The organism is Salisaeta longa DSM 21114 (genome assembly GCF_000419585.1).
Taxonomy (GTDB): Bacteria; Bacteroidota; Rhodothermia; order Rhodothermales; family Salinibacteraceae; genus Salisaeta; species Salisaeta longa.
Genome location: NZ_ATTH01000001.1, coordinates 2,981,346 through 2,997,525 on the forward strand (window position 1 = coordinate 2,981,346; position 16,180 = coordinate 2,997,525).

The 16,180-nt window shown below is 63.9% G+C and carries 12 protein-coding genes; 7 read left to right on the forward strand and 5 right to left on the reverse strand.

Going from position 1 to position 16,180, the window contains the following annotated elements; all coding sequences use genetic code 11:
* Positions 1 to 17: 17 nt before the first annotated feature.
* Positions 18 to 284, reverse strand: coding sequence for a hypothetical protein (locus tag SALLO_RS0112515; RefSeq protein WP_022836650.1), 267 nt, complete (start codon positions 282 to 284; stop codon positions 18 to 20).
* 181 nt (positions 285 to 465) lie between these two features.
* Between SALLO_RS0112515 and SALLO_RS0112520 the strand changes: the two genes are divergently transcribed.
* The gene (locus SALLO_RS0112520) at positions 466 to 1,431 is read left to right on the forward strand and encodes a threo-3-hydroxy-L-aspartate ammonia-lyase (RefSeq protein WP_022836651.1); all 966 of its coding nucleotides are present in this window, start codon (positions 466 to 468) and stop codon (positions 1,429 to 1,431) included.
* Here SALLO_RS0112520 and SALLO_RS18515 read toward each other — a convergent pair.
* On the reverse strand, positions 1,376 to 1,642 hold the full coding sequence (locus SALLO_RS18515) for a hypothetical protein (RefSeq protein WP_157621452.1): 267 nt from the start codon (positions 1,640 to 1,642) through the stop codon (positions 1,376 to 1,378). The genes SALLO_RS0112520 and SALLO_RS18515 overlap by 56 nt on opposite strands.
* A 212-nt stretch (positions 1,643 to 1,854) precedes the next feature.
* Between SALLO_RS18515 and SALLO_RS0112525 the strand changes: the two genes are divergently transcribed.
* Complete coding sequence (locus SALLO_RS0112525; protein ID WP_157621454.1) at positions 1,855 to 3,939, forward strand: ATP-binding protein; 2,085 nt, start codon at positions 1,855 to 1,857, stop codon at positions 3,937 to 3,939.
* A 12-nt stretch (positions 3,940 to 3,951) separates the two neighbouring features.
* Here the strand turns inward: SALLO_RS0112525 and thyA are convergent, their stop codons facing one another.
* Positions 3,952 to 4,818: a thymidylate synthase gene (gene thyA / locus SALLO_RS0112530; protein WP_022836653.1), complete on the reverse strand. Its 867-nt coding sequence runs from the start codon at positions 4,816 to 4,818 to the stop codon at positions 3,952 to 3,954.
* A gap of 166 nt (positions 4,819 to 4,984) precedes the next feature.
* Between thyA and SALLO_RS0112535 the strand changes: the two genes are divergently transcribed.
* Positions 4,985 to 5,251 carry a hypothetical protein gene (locus tag SALLO_RS0112535; protein ID WP_022836654.1) on the forward strand — a complete coding sequence of 89 codons (267 nt, stop codon included), beginning with the start codon at positions 4,985 to 4,987 and terminating at the stop codon, positions 5,249 to 5,251.
* 17 nt (positions 5,252 to 5,268) lie between these two features.
* Here SALLO_RS0112535 and SALLO_RS0112540 read toward each other — a convergent pair whose 3' ends face one another.
* Entirely contained in the window at positions 5,269 to 5,982 is a 714-nt protein-coding gene (locus SALLO_RS0112540; RefSeq protein WP_022836655.1) for a ComF family protein, read from the reverse strand.
* Between the two features lie 104 nt (positions 5,983 to 6,086).
* On the opposite strand from SALLO_RS0112540, the gene SALLO_RS0112545 reads away from it, so the two are divergent.
* A complete protein-coding gene (locus tag SALLO_RS0112545; RefSeq protein ID WP_022836656.1) occupies positions 6,087 to 6,332 on the forward strand; it encodes a hypothetical protein in 246 nt (81 codons plus the stop codon).
* Between the two features lie 6 nt (positions 6,333 to 6,338).
* Here the strand turns inward: SALLO_RS0112545 and SALLO_RS17055 are convergent, their stop codons facing one another.
* Complete coding sequence (locus SALLO_RS17055) at positions 6,339 to 6,800, reverse strand: NUDIX domain-containing protein (protein WP_051141382.1); 462 nt, start codon at positions 6,798 to 6,800, stop codon at positions 6,339 to 6,341.
* Positions 6,801 to 6,939: 139 nt separating this feature from the next.
* Here SALLO_RS17055 and SALLO_RS18520 point away from each other — a divergent pair, with 139 nt between their 5' ends.
* The 3 genes from SALLO_RS18520 to SALLO_RS0112560 all read left to right on the forward strand — a co-directional run bounded on the left by SALLO_RS18520 (position 6,940) and on the right by SALLO_RS0112560 (position 16,151).
* Positions 6,940 to 7,299, forward strand: coding sequence for a DUF2946 family protein (locus tag SALLO_RS18520; RefSeq protein WP_051141383.1), 360 nt, complete (start codon positions 6,940 to 6,942; stop codon positions 7,297 to 7,299).
* A 107-nt stretch (positions 7,300 to 7,406) separates the two neighbouring features.
* Positions 7,407 to 9,752 carry a TonB-dependent receptor gene (locus SALLO_RS0112555; protein WP_228702813.1) on the forward strand — a complete coding sequence of 782 codons (2,346 nt, stop codon included), beginning with the start codon at positions 7,407 to 7,409 and terminating at the stop codon, positions 9,750 to 9,752.
* Positions 9,753 to 10,973: 1,221 nt separating this feature from the next.
* Positions 10,974 to 16,151, forward strand: coding sequence for a Calx-beta domain-containing protein (locus tag SALLO_RS0112560; protein ID WP_028567232.1), 5,178 nt, complete (start codon positions 10,974 to 10,976; stop codon positions 16,149 to 16,151).
* Positions 16,152 to 16,180 lie beyond the last annotated feature (29 nt).

Here is a 16,180-nt window from a genome sequence, read left to right on the forward strand (position 1 = left end):
GACGGCGGCTGTAAGACTCAATGCCCGCCGGTCGGCGGTTCATCGGCGGTGTGGGCAGCGTCGTAGAGCGCCCGGTGCTTCACGGCATCGCCGAACAGGCTCAATCCGGCCCCAAGCGCAGCAAGGCCGGCGGTGCCCAGGGCGACCCAGTGCCACGTGGGGGCGCGCTGGCTCTTTTTGATGGTGGCTTGCCCAACGACGCTCGCGCCGAGTCCAACGCCCAGCAAACCCAGCGGCGCCTGCCATTGCCAGCGGCGGTAGTGATGCGCAGGAGAAGCAGCCATAGAACACAGCAGTTGGTTGGTAGAAAAATACTGATGAACGGCTGTATGCTGCACCGTCAAGCTAGGGCGGAAGGTCCGAAAAAAGTAGCGCCGAATAAGAACGTAACGAACGCGCTATGCAATGATAGGTATCAAGGAGGCGCGCATCGTTTCAACCCGTTCCACAACAACGCGTCTCCTGATGGCCCTTCCGGTAACCTACGATCACGTCGCGCAGGCCGCGCAGCGCCTGGACGGCATCGCGCATCGCACGCCGGTGCTGACGTCGCGCACGCTCGACGCCCGTACGCAGGCGGCGGTGGCGCTGAAGTGCGAAAATTTCCAGCGCACTGGGGCGTTCAAGATCCGCGGCGCCTACAACGCACTCACGCGGCTGGTGGCCGATACCGAAGCAACGGATGTGCTCACGTACTCCTCCGGAAATCATGCGCAGGCGGTAGCCCTCGCGGCCCGCGAGCTGGGCGTGGCGGCGCACATCATCATGCCGGAGAACGCGCCCACCGTAAAGCTGGATGCCACCGCGGGCTACGGGGCCGACATCATCACGTACGATCCCGAGGCGACCACGCGCGAAGCCCTGGCCGATGACGTAGCCACCACGCACGGCTGGCCCATCATTCCGCCGTACGATCATCCGGATGTGGTGGCGGGGCAGGGCACCGTGGGCGACGAGCTGCTGACCGATGTGCCGGAACTGGATATGCTGCTGGTGTGCTGCGGCGGAGGCGGGCTGCTGTCGGGCTGCGCCATTGCGGCCAAAGAGCGCGCGCCGGGGTGCACCGTGATTGGCGTAGAGCCGGCACGCGCCGACGACGCCACGCGGTCGTTTCACACCGGCAGGCTGCACACCGTGCACAACCCCGACACCATTGCCGATGGCGCCCGCACGCCATCGCTCGGCGAGGTGACGTTTCCGCTGGTGCAGGCGCACGTCGACGACATGGTCACCGTCTCGGAGGCCGCGATTAAACGGGCCATGTACTTTTTGTGGACCCGCATGAAGCTGGTGGTGGAGCCTACCGGGGCGCTGGCCACCGCTGCATTGCTGAGTGGTGCGGTGGGGGCGCCGGGCCAAACGGTGGGCGCCATCATCAGCGGCGGCAATGTGGATATGGCGCGGGCGGCGGCGCTATTCGAAGACGTGTAGGCTCCGTGCGCTCCGGGGCATCCGCCGCGGCGGACGCCTGGGCCCGCACCGCTTCACGATTGCGGAGCAGGTGCTGGATGAGGCGCTGCCGCACCGCCTCGGGCAAGTTCGGATACATGTCGCCGCGAAGCGCTTCCAGCGCGCTGTCATAGTGCGACAAGGTATCGGTCGGCGTGTGCGCGGGGTGGGGCGAAGCGTTAGAAGACGACATAACAGAAAACCTCGTTGGGAAAACGCGTCATCGGTAAGGTAGCACGTGCGCCGCGCCGGGGTGTAATGCGTGCATGACCGAACCAAAACGTTTCCGTGATGCGCCCTGCGCGGCGCATCGGAACCCCACGTTGCAGGCGGTAATTGCAGCACGCGCGGGGTAGCCGCTCACCGATGCATGAGGTCCGGATGGAGCAATCGCTCGCGGCGCGCATGCGCCAAGCACACGAGCAGCAGTTTGTGGGGCGTACGTCGTACCTTGAGACGTTCGAGGCGGCGCTTGCGTCGGCGGCCTCCTGGCACCTGTGGTGGGTGCACGGGCCCGGCGGTGTGGGCAAGTCGTCGCTGCTGCGCACCTTTCAGTACCGCTGTGCCGATCGTGGCGTGCCGGTGCAGTACCTTGACGCCCGCCACATAGAGCCCACGGTACCGGCGCTGCAGGCCGCCCTGCCGCTGCCCGACGCCCCGGCCGATGCCACGCCGCGCGTGCTGCTCATCGACACGTTTGAGGTGCTACAGCCGGTGTATCGGTGGCTGCGTACCACGTGGCTGCCGCAGCTCCCCGACGCGTGGCGCGTGGTGTGCGCGGGCCGCGCCGGGCCCCCGGCCGACTGGCGCACCGACCTGGGACTGCATGCGCTGTTGCGGGTGGATGCGCTCCGCAACCTATCACGCGCTTCCAGCGAGCACTACCTGGAGCAGCGGGCCGTGCCCGAGCCCGTACGGACGCGCATCCGCGACTTTGCGCACGGGCATCCGCTGGCCTTGGCCCTGGCCGCCGATGCGTACACACAGCAACCCACGGCCGACTTTGCGCCCGTCGATGCGCCGGATGTGGTGGGGACGCTGGTGCAGCGCTTCCTGGAACGCGTCCCGTCCGACGCCCACCGCAAGGCCCTGGAGGCCTGCGCGCTGGTGCGCGGACTCACCGAGCCGCTGCTCACCGCGCTCACAACCCTCGACGACCCGCGGGCCCTCTTCGATTGGCTGCGCGGGCTGTCGTTTATGGACGCCGGCGCCAACGGCCTCTTCCCGCACGACGTGGTGCGCACTGCCGTCATTGCCGATCTGCGCTGGCGCGCGCCGGACGCCTTCGCCGACTTGCACCGCCGCGCCCGTACGCAATACCTCGAACGGCTGAACGACGCCACGCAATCGTCCGACGACGCCCCGGGCCCGCGAAACGCGCAACACGTGCTGATGGACTACCTCTTCCTGTTTCGCCACAACCCGGTGGTGCAGCCCATCTTTCAGCGACTGCGGCGGGAATGGAATGCGCAACCGCCGCCCGTGCGCGATGCGGTGCAACCGGACGACTGGCCGATCCTCCGGAGGATGGTGGCGGCGCACGAGGGCGAGGCAAGCGCTGCGGTGTTTGACCACTGGCGCGCCCACCAGCCGGATGACGTGCAGGTCTTTCGGGCGGCCGATGGCACGCCCGTCGGGTTTGTGTTTCCGCTCCACCTGGAGGCCACCACCCCCGACGCCCGCGCCGAAGACCCGGTGGCCACGGCGGCGTGGGAGCATCTGCAGGCGGAGGCCCCGCTGCGGGCCGACGAGCGCGCCACGCTGTTTCGGTTTTGGATGAGTGCGGACGCGTATCAGGACATCTCGCCGGTGCAAAGCCTGATTGCGGCCTACCGCGTGCGGTACTACCTGTCGACGCCCCGGCTGGCCTACACCATGGTGCCCTGCGCGGCCCCCGAGCAGTGGGCGCTGCTGTTTGCCTATGCCGACCTGCACCGCATGGAGGGCGCCGATGCAACGGTGGGCGACGTGACGTACGGGCTGTTTGGTCACGACTGGCGCGCGGTGCCCCCGGCGGCCTGGCTGGAGCTGCTGGCCGACCGCAACATCACCCCGTCGATGCCTACGCCCGGCGCCGAGGCGCAGCCTACCGTGCTTGTGCTGAGCCGCGAGGACTTTGACGCCGCGGTGAAAGCAGCGCTCAAGACCTTTGCGCGGCCGGCGGATTTGCACGACAATCCCCTATTGCGCTCGCGCCTCGTGGCGCGTCACGAGACGCTCGATGCACCGGTTGCGGAGCGGGCCGAAATCCTGCTCGACGACATCCACGCGGCTGCCGATGCCCTCCGCAGCGATCCCAAGACCGCAAAATACTACCGGGCGGTGGACGCCACCTACCTCGACCCGCAGCCCACACAAGAACGGGCCGCCGAATTTCTGGACCTGCCCTTTAGCACCTACCGCCGCCACCTGCGCCGCGGCATCGCACACATCGCCGATCGGCTGTGGCGCGTCGAGGTTGCGCAGGCCCCAACGAGCGAGCACGCGTAGCGCGCACGACGGTCAAACCGCGATGGGCGCGGAGATGGGCGGGTGCGGGTCGTACCCCACGAGCTGCACGTCGCTCAGGGTGTAATCGTCGATAGAGGGCGGCGCGGGCTCCGGGAGGCGAAGCGTGGGCAACGGCCGGGGCGTGCGCGTCAGTTGCGTTTGTACGGCGTCGCGGTGATTGTCGTAGATGTGACAGTCGCCGCCGCTGAAAATCAGCTCGCCCACGGCATACCTGGTTTGTTGCGCCAGCAGGTGCGTGAGCAGCGCGTAGCTGGCAATGTTGAACGGAAGGCCCAGGAAGCTGTCGACGCTGCGTTGCTGCCACATGAGCGACAGGCGGCCCGCATCTACGAAGCACTGGAAGGCGTAGTGGCAGGGCGGCAGGAGCATCGCGGGCACCGCGGGCGGATTCCACGCACTGACGAGGTGACGCCGCGAGGTGGGGGTGGCGCGCAGCCCGTCAATAAGCCGCTGCAGCTGATCGACGCCGTCGAAGTCGCGCCACTGTGCACCGTAGACGGGCCCAAGGTCGCCCCACGTAGCGGCAAAATCGGCGTCGTCCCGGATGCGCGCTTCGAAGGCCGTTTGTGAGAGGGCCTCGCCGGTGGCTTCGCGGTAGCGCTTGAGGGGCCAGTCGGTCCAGATAGACACGCCCTGTTGCACGAGCGGCCGGATGTTGTGGCTGCCGGACACAAACCAAAGCAGCTCCGCAGCCACGCCCTTAAACCATACCTTTTTGGTGGTGAGCAGCGGAAAGCCCGCCGACAAATCGAACCGGAGCTGCCGCCCGAACACGCGCGTGGTGCCCGTGCCCGTGCGATCATCGGACCGGCGGCCGTTCTGCAAGATGTCCCGGAGGTAGTCAAGGTAGGGTCTCATGCTAAGGGTGACTAAAGATAGAAAGTTTTGCCGCGGCCTTGTAGAGCCATCACGGCATCGTGATGAGGTTCTAGCGCAACCCATGGACTCATGACTTGTGGGGAACGCCCCAAACGCACGGTTCGTTTTCCAGACGCACACCGATGATCAAACCTGAACGCCGCTTATGGATCCGAATCTGCACGTAAAGCAAGCCGTCAATCATCTCAACCGCGTGCTCGACTATGCCCCGATGGTGGCCGAGGGCCGCGAAGCTACGGTGCACCTGACGCCCGAGGACTGGCAGGTGGTGGCCGATGCCCTCTTTCAGATGGACACGCCCGACGCGGCGCTGCCCGATGCCATCGCCGACTACGGCCTGGCGAACGAAAACCGCACCATCACGCTTACGACCGAGGACTACGACATTGCCCTGGAGATTATTCCGGGCTAGTCGCGCAGAGGCACGGGCTACGTGCGGGCCAGCGCTAGGGTGGCAGCGTACACGGCCGTTGCGCCGCTTGCTTTGAGCGCCTTGGCCGCGGCGGCGACGGTGGAGCCGGTGGTAAGCACGTCATCAACCAAAACGTACGCGGCAGCATCAAGGGCTTCCGGGGCGTCAAACGCGTCGCCCACATTGGCCCACCGCGCGGCCCGCTCCAGTCCGGTTTGGGAACGCGTGGGTCGCGGACGGCGCAGCAGCTCCGGGCGATGCGGAACGCCCAGTTCTTCCGCAACGCCCATGGCAATGCGCGCCGCCTGGTTGTAGCCCCGCTCCAGGTACCGCACCCGATGCAGGGGCACCGGCACTACCGCAGCCACAGGCCCCAGGGCGTCGGCGCACGAGCGGGCCAGCAGGCGCCCCAGCGGCGGTCCGTACGCCGGGCGGTCGCCGTACTTGAGGGCATGTTGCAGCGCCTGCAGCGGGCCGTCTTTGTCGAAGATCCACAGTGCGTGGGCGCCGTCGAGCCAGCGGGTGGCCGCGGGCAGCCGGTCGAGGCGTCGCTGCACCGCGGTAGGGGTGGCGCGCTCCAACCCCTCAAGGCACGCTGCGCACAGGGGGCGTTTGGGGCCGAGGGCGCGGTCGCCGCAATGCAGGCAGCGCGGCGGATACAGCACGTCGAGGAGGCCGCGCCCCACGGCGCTCAGATGCTTGCCGAGCCGCGCGGTGGCTTCATGCAGCATGTTGCGTACGAATCACCAATGGGAGCGATCAATCTGCGTGCAACATATGTTGTAACGAAAGAAACCGCAATCCACTTACGCACACGCAGCCCACGCGCGCAACCATGGCCGACCGCAAACGGCGGGGAATGCTGATCAAAAACAACGGAAGCGACGCGGTGACGGTGCGTCTGGAGACGCGCACGCTCACCATTGCGCCGGGGGCGACGGTGCCGCTGGCGCCCGCGGAGGTACGTGACGGGGCCATGCGCACGGCGCTCCAAACGCGCACCATTGCCATCGTGCGTCCGGCAACGCCCACTGAGGAGGCGGCGGCCCGGCAGGCCATTGATGAGGCTGCAGAGGGCTAAGCGCGTCTACGGGGCGTCGGAGATGACGAGCGACGGCGGAATGCCAAAGCGGAGCACCTGCGCGGCCAGTTGCACGAGGCGTTGTTGCTCGGGCCAGGCCAGCCGCTCGGCGGCCTCGGGCACCGGAAGCCAGGTGAAGGCATTGTGTTCGTGATTGAGCACGGGGTCGTTCGTAATTTCCGCACCAAACGCCGGCGCCACGGTTACGCGGTCGTGCTGCCACTCGTAAAACTGATTGGTGGAGGGCAGGGCCCAAAAGTGGATCGGCGCCTGTCCGGTTTCTTCCTTCAGCTCGCGATAGGCCGCGGCCCACGCGGTTTCTTCCGCTTGAATTTTCCCGCCCACCATGCGCCACTGTTCGGCATAGGGCACGTCGGCCGCCCGGCGCAGCAGAAGGAATTCGGGCGGACCGTCGTCTACGTGGCGGTACGGGTACACATCGACGGCGCGAATGGCGGTAGTGGGCATACGGTTGGGGGCGCTAAGGCAACGAGTGGACCTACAACATACAAAACAGGCGGCGCGATGCCAGCGGACGCCGTGGGGAACCAGGAAGCCGTGCAGTGATTGTTCTGGATCGAGTCCTTGTCCTCCGTTCAGGGTACGTATGCAGCGCTGGCGATCGCACATAGCGCTTACGTTGCTCACACTTTTTGTGGGCGGCGGGTGGTTGGCCCCGGCGCTCCACCCGCTCACGCACGCGTTGCATGATGCAGCGCGCCCCGAGGGGTCGTGCCACATCGCGGCGGCCCATACGGCCACGAGCGCATCGTTTTCGTCGGACGCCAACCACGTCCACGACCCCGACTGCGACTGGTGCGCCACGCGCCATGCGCCCGCCACACTCGTGGAGCAGCCCGCACCACTGCGCACGTTTGTAGTGCGCCATGTGCCGGTACAGCGCCCGTGGCGCCCCCACGTGGCCCCGCACACACAACCTGTCATTCGAGGCCCCCCGCTCGCGTAGCGGCACCTCCGGCCTTGCACTGATTGTCTCCTTTAGGTTGTGAACCTTCTATGTCGTATCGCACACTATTGCTTTGCGCGCTCTGCGCGCTGTGGCCCGCCGTTGCCATGTCCCAACCAACGGCTATCCTTCAAGGCACCGTTCAGACGCCCGCCGGCGCGCCGCTCACCGGCGCGAACGTTGCCCTCCCCGATCTACACCGCGGAACGACCGTGGGGGCCGATGGCGCGTTTCGCATCGACAACTTGCCCCCCGGCACCTTCACGGTTGCCATCAGCTTTGTGGGCTACCAGACGGCATCGCGGACGGTAACGCTACAGGCGGGCGCTCCCACGCGCCTGACCGTTACGCTGCAGCCCAAAATCATCAATGCGGAGGAGGTGGTAGTTACCGGCACGGCGGTGGCCACCTCTACGCTGCGCTCGGTACAGGACGTAGACGTGCTGTCGCCCGAGAATTTGGCCGTTGAGCGCACCGCTTCGCTCGGCGATCTGCTGGCGCAGAACGTGCCGGGCGTCTCGTCGATCTCCACGGGGTCGCAGGCCGGAAAGCCGGTGCTGCGCGGCTTAAGCGGCAACCGCATCGTGCTCCTCACGGATGGCATCTCCCAGGAGTTTTACCAGTTCGGGGTGCGCCACTTTCCGAACACCAATGCGAACGAAGCCGAGCGGATTGAGGTGGTGCGCGGCGCAAGCAGCATCCTGTACGGCTCAGACGCGCTAGGTGGGGCCATCAACATCATCACCCGGCGCACGCCCACCGCCGATGCGGAAGAGACCCTAGTGGGCGGCCGCGTGGGATCGCAGTACTACACGAACAACAACGAACGCGTGGGCACCGTGGAGCTGTACGGCGCACGGGGCGCGACCGGCGTGCGGGTTGGGCTCGAGCGCCGCGTGGGTGATAACTACAAAACGCCCGATGTGGCGACGTTCTTTGAGACGACGCCCGACGACACACCCGTGTACAATGCGCCGAAGTATGCCGGCGAGATTCCGTTTACGAACTTCGAGCAGTGGTCGGGCTACGCGCAGGTGGGCCACGAATTTTCGGGCGGTCACGTGCAGCTCTATGCCGACCGCTGGGTGAACCGGCAGAACTTCCTGCTTCCGGTGGGCGGTCCGGCCGACGACACCCCCAACAGTCCGCCGCCGGTGGGGCTGGGCCAAAACCTCGCCCATACCAACGTCGCGTTGAAGGGCCACGTGCACGCGGGTCCGTTTGTGATCAAGCCCCGGCTCAGTTACCAGCGCGCGCTGCGGCAGGCGGCCCCCGGCGGCACCACGCTGGCCGACATCCGCGCAAACGGCGGCTACACCGGGTACGACTATCCGCTGGACCTGCTCACCAACATCTACACCGGGCGCGTGGAGGCGCTGCACCCCGAGCTGGGCGGCCTGAGCGGCACCATTGGCGCCGAGGTGCAGGTGCAAGACGCCAACACCCGCGGCCCCGCCGAGCTGCAACCGTCGGGGCAAACCACCAACGTGGGCGTGTTTGCCTTTGAGGAATGGGAGCAGGGCAACCTGAAGCTCTCGGCCGGCGCGCGCGTCGATTACATCCGCGTGACGGCGGTGCCCAACGAGCGGACCACCGATCCCGACTTGCTGGAAAATACCTACACCACCGCCTCGGGCGCGCTGGGCGGCAACTACCTGATCGCCGACGGCGTGGCGATAGCCTCCAACCTAAGCATGGGCTTTCGGGCGCCCACGCTCTTTGAGCTGTACGCCGACGGCGTGCACGGCGGCGTAGCGGCTGTGCAGCGCGGCACGCCCACGCTCGACCCCGAGCGCGCCTACAGCGCTGACCTCTCGCTGCGCGTCAGCCGCGCGCGCTTCTCCGGCGAGGTGACGGGCTACGTCAACTACATCACCAACTACATCTACCTGGCCAACACCGGCGCGACCGCCGCCAACGGGCTGCCGATCTACGAGGCGCGCCAGACCGACGCGACGCTGCCGGGGCTGGAGGCCAAGGTGGAGGGCGCCGTGCAGCCGTGGCTACAGGTGGGCGCGCAAGCCGCGTTATTGCGCGGTTCGGGCGCGCGCATCGGCGATGCCACCACCGACAAGCTGCCGCTGCTGCCTGCCGACAACGTGAGCGGGTTTGTGCGGTGGCGGCCGGCGCTGGGCCCAAGCGTGCGCGATGCCTACCTTGAGGGGCGCGTGCGCCACGTCTTTGCCTCTGATGCCGCCGGGCGCTACGAGCCGTTTGCGCAATTCGACGGTACGCCCTTCGGAACGGCCTCCACGCGGGCGTACACCACGCTGAGCGTGCGGGCCGGCGCTACCGTGGCGCTCGGCGCGGTGCCCGTGCAACTGCGCGTGGGCGTCGAGAACCTGACGGATACGGTGTACCGCGACTTCCTGGACACGTACAAGGGTTACGCCTTATCGCCCGGACGAAGTGTGCGCGTCGGGGTGTCGGTGCCCTTCGAGGCCCGCTGGTAGGCACGCGGGCGGCGCGGGGTATGCGCTGCGGAGGAACGCCGCCCCCAATGATAGGACGACGAAGCGCCTGTCGGCCCTGTAGGCGGGCAGGCGCTTTGGGCTATGTGGCGCGGAGTGGCCGTAGCACCGGCCGCTGTGCTCTCTGCATGCGCCTACACAGCCCTGTATGCGCAACATACGGCCCGGGATGAGCAGCCAAGCACCAGATGTCTGATATCTACAAGGAATTGTCCGATAGCTGAAAGACTTTACGCCCATATCTTCGACACTAGTGTGAGCGCAGCGGAATCTGCAATCATCCCGACACGCATCATCATGGTCTCCCAATGAGCTCATACCCTCCTAATGAGCCCATACCAAGAACCGCCTGTATCCAGTGCGCTAATCGACACGCATCCAAAGATCATCCGATGGTTCTGCTAAATTGCGCGCATGGCCAAAGCGAGTGTATGACAGAGGGGAAACTGCAGCGGTGGGCAGCCCCGCCTGTCATGACCGCGGAAGCATATTCGATGCGCTGTTCGCTGCAATTTAAGAAATCGGCCCCTAACGCGCGCGGACATTGTGCGTCCGTGCGTTTATTAGGTGCATAAAAGAAGTGGGAAAGCATTGCTTTTATCGATTGGTGTAAAATATACCCAACAACGTATGTAAAATACTCAGTAAGGACTACATTTTTAAGCAAACGGTTGAAACTAGGCCGTCGGAGCCCTATACTTTGCATCTGTAAGGTAAAAAAAGCACCCATCCAGGAGCCACGGTTCTATGCTACATCGGTACCTCTGGGCAGTTGCTAGTCTGCTGACATTGTATTTGAGCGTTCCACATGCTGCCGTTGCGCAAACGGGCCCGGGCGGCGTGGGAGAAAATAATGGGACGTCCGATCTGCAACTTTGGATGCGGGCGGGCAGCATTACGGGTCTCACAGACGGGGCCTTCGTCAACACATGGCCCGATGCCTCGGGGTATGGCCATAATGCTGAACAGCCTGACGATAATGCGGCTCCTATTTACCGTTCTAATGGTCGTAATTCGCGACCGACCGTCGAGTTTGGCGGTCCAGATAGCCAAAACGGATTCCTCACCCAGGCCGATGCCGATGAAATGACTGGTGCGTTTGCGACAGCAACGGACGGGACAGTGACCTATTTCGTTGTTGGGAACAATGATGCAGTAACCCCTGTCGGCCCCGGCCCGGGAGGTTCTAATGGGCGTCGTGCTTTGGCTGCGTTTGACGGCGGGTCAGCCAGTAGCGCAGACAACCGTCTCTTCGTGGAAAAAGACGGCGTGAACTACTACGATGGGTCGACTGAGCGGAAAGGGGGGTCAATCAGTCAGGGCGCGTTTGTTTTCTTTGACGTTACCCACGACGGCAGCAGCATCGACGGGCGCTTGTTTGGAGACAACGTCATTAGCGCCTCAGGTGATTCCAGTGGTGCCCTTAAAAAGTACCGACTGGGAAACGATCAGACCGGAGGCGACAACCTGGACGGTAACCTTGCGGAGGTCATTGTCTTCGACCGTGTGCTCAATGAGGCCGAGCGCCTCGTCGTTCAAAACTACTTGTCGTCTAAGTACGATATTGCTTTTGGAACGACGTCGAAGGACAAGTATGCCTACGACGGCATCTATGGGTTCGATGTGGCCGGAATTGGCCGCCAGTCGTCGTCGGCTACTCATCTCTCATCAAATAGCAGCATCTTGAACGTTAGCGCCTCCAGCTTCAGTGGAGATAGCCGCTACGTGTTTGTTGGTCACAACGATGGCGGGGCTGCCTCCTTTGGCTTCGAGGCCACCGAGCCGGTGAACGGCCTCTCGTCCAATGTAGAGCGCATGGCTCGCGAATGGCGCGTAGACTTGAGTGGGGTCGCCACAAAAACAGTCACGGTTTCGATTAAGGGTGCGAACCTACCCGCACGCTCGGACGGCACGTACGAATACTTTTTGTTTGTGGATGAAGGGGATGCGTTTAGTACCAGCCCCGTTGCGTACACCTTGCAGGATGATGGTACGGGCACGTACACGGCCAATGTCGAGCTTTCCGATGGGAATTATCTGACCATTGGTGCTGGACGACGCGTCGTAAGCCTTGATGCAGCGACGGCGGACAACGCATTTGAGAACACCACAGCCTCGCCCAATGCATCGCTCACAGTGCAGTTGAATCTCCCGTACAGCAGTGCTTCCGGAACGGATGTGGGTGTTGCATTCACTAACACCGGTGACCTCGATGGCTCGGGAACCATCGAAGATTCAGGGACAGGGAATGTCAATGGGGTTTACGAAGCCAGCGCCTCAGATTACAATGTAAGTACGACAAGCCCAGTCACGATTTCCGCTGGAAGCAGCACTGCCTCTGTCAATATCAACCTCACGGACGATGGAGGTGTTGAGCAGACAGAAAAGTTCAACGTTGCACTTGATGCTTCCGGCATAACCAACGCCGATATTGGCTCTAGCGATAACGTCACCTTTTCCATCAATGATGACGACGACCCACGTAAGCTGAGCTTCACGGACGTGTCGGTTTCTCAGTCCGAGGGAAGCGGAGGCGGGACGCGTATCGAGACCTTTGTCGTTACGATGCCTTCGTCTGAAGAGGCGGCAACCAAGGATCCACTTACCACGGTGGACTTCGAGATCATCGGCACAAGCACGGCCACGGCCGGAGATGATATTGCGATCGTCGATGAATCCGATCCGGGTGGCAATGCGGAATATCAGGAGGGTCTCTCCATGACCACGGGGCGTATCCATTTCTCCAGTGCTGACGGTACCACGACCGCTGAGCTAAAGTTAGCAATTAGCGAAGACGACATTAGTGAAAACGACGAAAGTGTGGTTGTCAAACTCATCAATCCGGTGAGCAGTGCCCTGGCTGCTTCAGGAACCGAGCTCACCTTCACACTCACCGACGACGAAACGCCTCCTACGGTGCAGTTCGCTGCGGGTACCAGTGAGGGCGGTGAAAACGTGGATGGAACGATCAACGTGACGCTTTCTGAGCCTGCCGGAAATACCGTATCGGTCGACTTTGCGTTGGATAATGGAGCAAGCACAGCAACGCAAGGAAGTGACTTTGCTCTCCTGCCGAGTGGAAATACGGTTACGTTTGCCCCCGGAAGTACCAGTGAAAGCATCACGGTTGACGTGAGCGATGACAGCCAGGCTGAGCTTGGTGAAGCGGTTGCTATTGACCTGAGTGCAGCCACAAACGCGACGCTCGGCTCGCAAACGCGCCACACCTATACGATCAACGACAACGATGCAACGACAGCGGGTTCCACGGGGCCCGGTGGCGTAGGTGGCGCCGCGAATAACAAACTCTGGTTGCGTGCATCTTCGCTCGACGGCCTAGGTACCGGAGCACCGGTTTCGGTGTGGGGTGACAGAAGCGGAAACGCCAATGACGCATCGCAGACCGGGAGCGCACGTCCGACGCTCCAGACGAATATTTTAAACTCCCAATCAGTGGTACGCTTCGACGGTACAAATGACAACCTGCGCGGCACGCTGTCGAAAGTCGACGGCATGACAATGATTGCTGTGGGTAACAGCAACGCCACGAATCGGAATGCCTTTGGGGAGATTTATCAGGGTGGTTCCGTGCGAAACGCAATGTTCGTTAATCCTGGAGCGAATCTCAACTACTACGATGGTAGCACCGAGCACAGGTACGGATCGGTGTCGCAGGGCGAGTATCTCATCTTTGGCGTCACCCACCAGGGTGCATCCATCGAGATGTTCAAAAATGGTGACTCCATCTTTTCGACGCTTTCCGGCAACACAAATGGGACTACGACCGACTATGTCATTGGGAATGACGAGACCGGTGGCGATCTGTTGAATGGTGACATTGCCGAGTTCATCGTCTATAGCAGCGTGTTGAATGCGACCCAGCGCACCATTGTGGAGAACTACCTGTCTGCACGATACGACATTGCGCTGAACACAGGGGGCACCGCTACTGACGTCTACGCCGGGGACACGAACGGAAACGGCGATTATGACCGCGGCGTGTTCGGCATCGGACGTACCACAACGAATGACTTCCACGTGGCCGCCGAGACCGATGGCCTCCGCTTTGACAATCCCAGTGGCTTCGACAACGGCGAGTACCTCCTCGCAGGGCACAAGACGCCACAAAACGCTGTCAACACCACGGATGTGGGTGGCGTGAGCGGCCTCGACGCCCGGATGGAGCGTACCTGGTACTTGGATACCGATGCGCTGACTGCTGACGCTACGTTCGACCTGGCCGCCGCGGGCCTCTCGGGGCCAGCCGGCGCTGCCAGCGGGTATGTGCTCTTACAGCGCACGGCCGGCAGCGGTGGGGCGTGGACGCAGGTGGCTGCGGCGAGTAGCGTATCGGGCAGTACCATTACGTTCAGTGGCCTTGCGATGGGGAGTGATCTTTCCGCGGGCGACGAAATTACCATTGGCACGACCGACCGCGCTGCGAGTCCGCTCACAAACAACGCCTTGCTCATTACCGGTACCTCCGGAACCGATGGCCGCGACCAAGGCTGGCGCTACCTGGGCTTACCAGTGACCGGCGGCACGGCAGGCGATCTCCTCGGGCCCGACGGTACGCCCTATATCGACTTCAGCGTTGCGATGGCGTACACCAATCCTGGCGACGATGGCACCGGCAACGGATGGCAGCCCATCACCTCCGCGGCAAGCCCGCTCACCAACGGACGCGGATTTATCGTGTGGTTGTTTGACGATGCCGCCTATCCGGTAGACCCGTTCGTCACCCTGCGCCCGAGCGGCGGTCTGACGGGCCCCGGAGCCGCAAATGTGACGGTGGGAGATGGCAGCGCGGCTATAGGTAGCGATCCGACCCTGGCAACTGATGACGAACAATTCTTGCTAGCCAACCCCTACAGCGTCCCGTTTTCGCTTGGGAGCCTTACGGCGAGCGGCTTCGACGATGTCGTGCAGATTTGGGCGCCCGATGCCGCGGCGCCCGCGGGGGTTGACGACGGCAATGCCGGCAGCTTCGTAACGCGCAGCCGTAGCGCCAACGATCGCGTTGCGCCCTGGCAAGGGTTCTTTCTCACGCGCACTACGGTGGGCAGCGGCGCGACCAAAGTGACGTTCAACAGCAGCGGGCGTGCAGCCGGGCAGGCAACGGGCTTTGTCGGGTCGAAGCAGCGCGCTGTGCCCGCCCCCAATGTTCCTTTGGTGCTGCGCGGGTACGATGCCAACGGTGCGCTCGTCGCGCTGGACCGGGCCGCGTCGGTCGTTTTCCGAGCGGGCGCTACCGCGGGCCGCGATCGCTTCGACGCGCCCAAGCTGCAGCCCATGACGCAACGCTACGCTATCATCGCGCCGGTTGCCCCGGCCGGTGGCGGTGCCGGTGCCCTACGGGCCCGCGAGAGTCGGCCCCGGCCAACGACGGGCGGCGCTGTCGAAATCCCGCTGGCCTTCGTGGCCAAAAACATCGGGCACACGTTCGACATTGCCATCCCAACCGGTAGGCAAGCGGCCACCGAAACATACGCGGCCCCCGAGGACTGGCGGGTGCTGCTCGTGGATACGAAGCGCACGCCCACGCCGTCGGATGACGTAACGCATGAGCTGACGCCGGGCGGCGCGCCGTATCAATTTTCAGCTCTCCAGACCAGCAAGACCAGTGCGGTCTCTCGCAGTGCCCCGCGCGATCAGGTGCCCCAGCCTGCGGCTTCTCGCCTGCGGCTCCCACCACAACAGGCGGCTCGCACAGGCAATCAAAAGTCATCGCCCAAAGCCACGACGTCCGGCGCGCGCTTCCTGTTGCGCGTTGAAGCCACATCGGGTCCTCTGCCTGTCGAAATGGCGGAGCTGCAAGCTGCCGTTGGCGATCAGCGGTCGGTAACCCTCCAATGGACGACCGCCAGCGAGACCAACAATGCCGGCTTTTACGTGCAGCACCAACGCCTGACGGCTACCGACTCCACCGCTGATGCGGCCGACTGGGATGCGCTCGGCTTTGTGCCCGGCAGCGGGACGACAACTGCGGCGCGGTCGTACCGATTCACAACCGACGCGCTTGACTACGGGAGGCATGCCTTCCGGCTGCAGCAGGTGGATGCCAACGGCACTGTTGCTTACAGTAAAACGATAACCGCAGCGGTGCAACTCACCAAAGCCTTCGATGTGCAGGCGCCGTACCCCAACCCGGCACAACAGCGCGCAACGCTTCCTATCGCGGTGCGCAACACCCAGCGGGTGACGGTTGCCATCTACGACGTGCTCGGGCGTCGCGTATCGGTGGTGCACAACCAGACGGTACGCGGTCAGCAAACGAAGCAGGTGCAGGTACCAACCGGGCGCCTGGCCAGTGGGCTCTACTTTGTGCGGATTCGCGGCGAACGCTTTGCCACCACGCGCCGCCTCACGGTCGTCCGCTGACGCCATGTGGCCCCGCGTTCGGTCTGCAC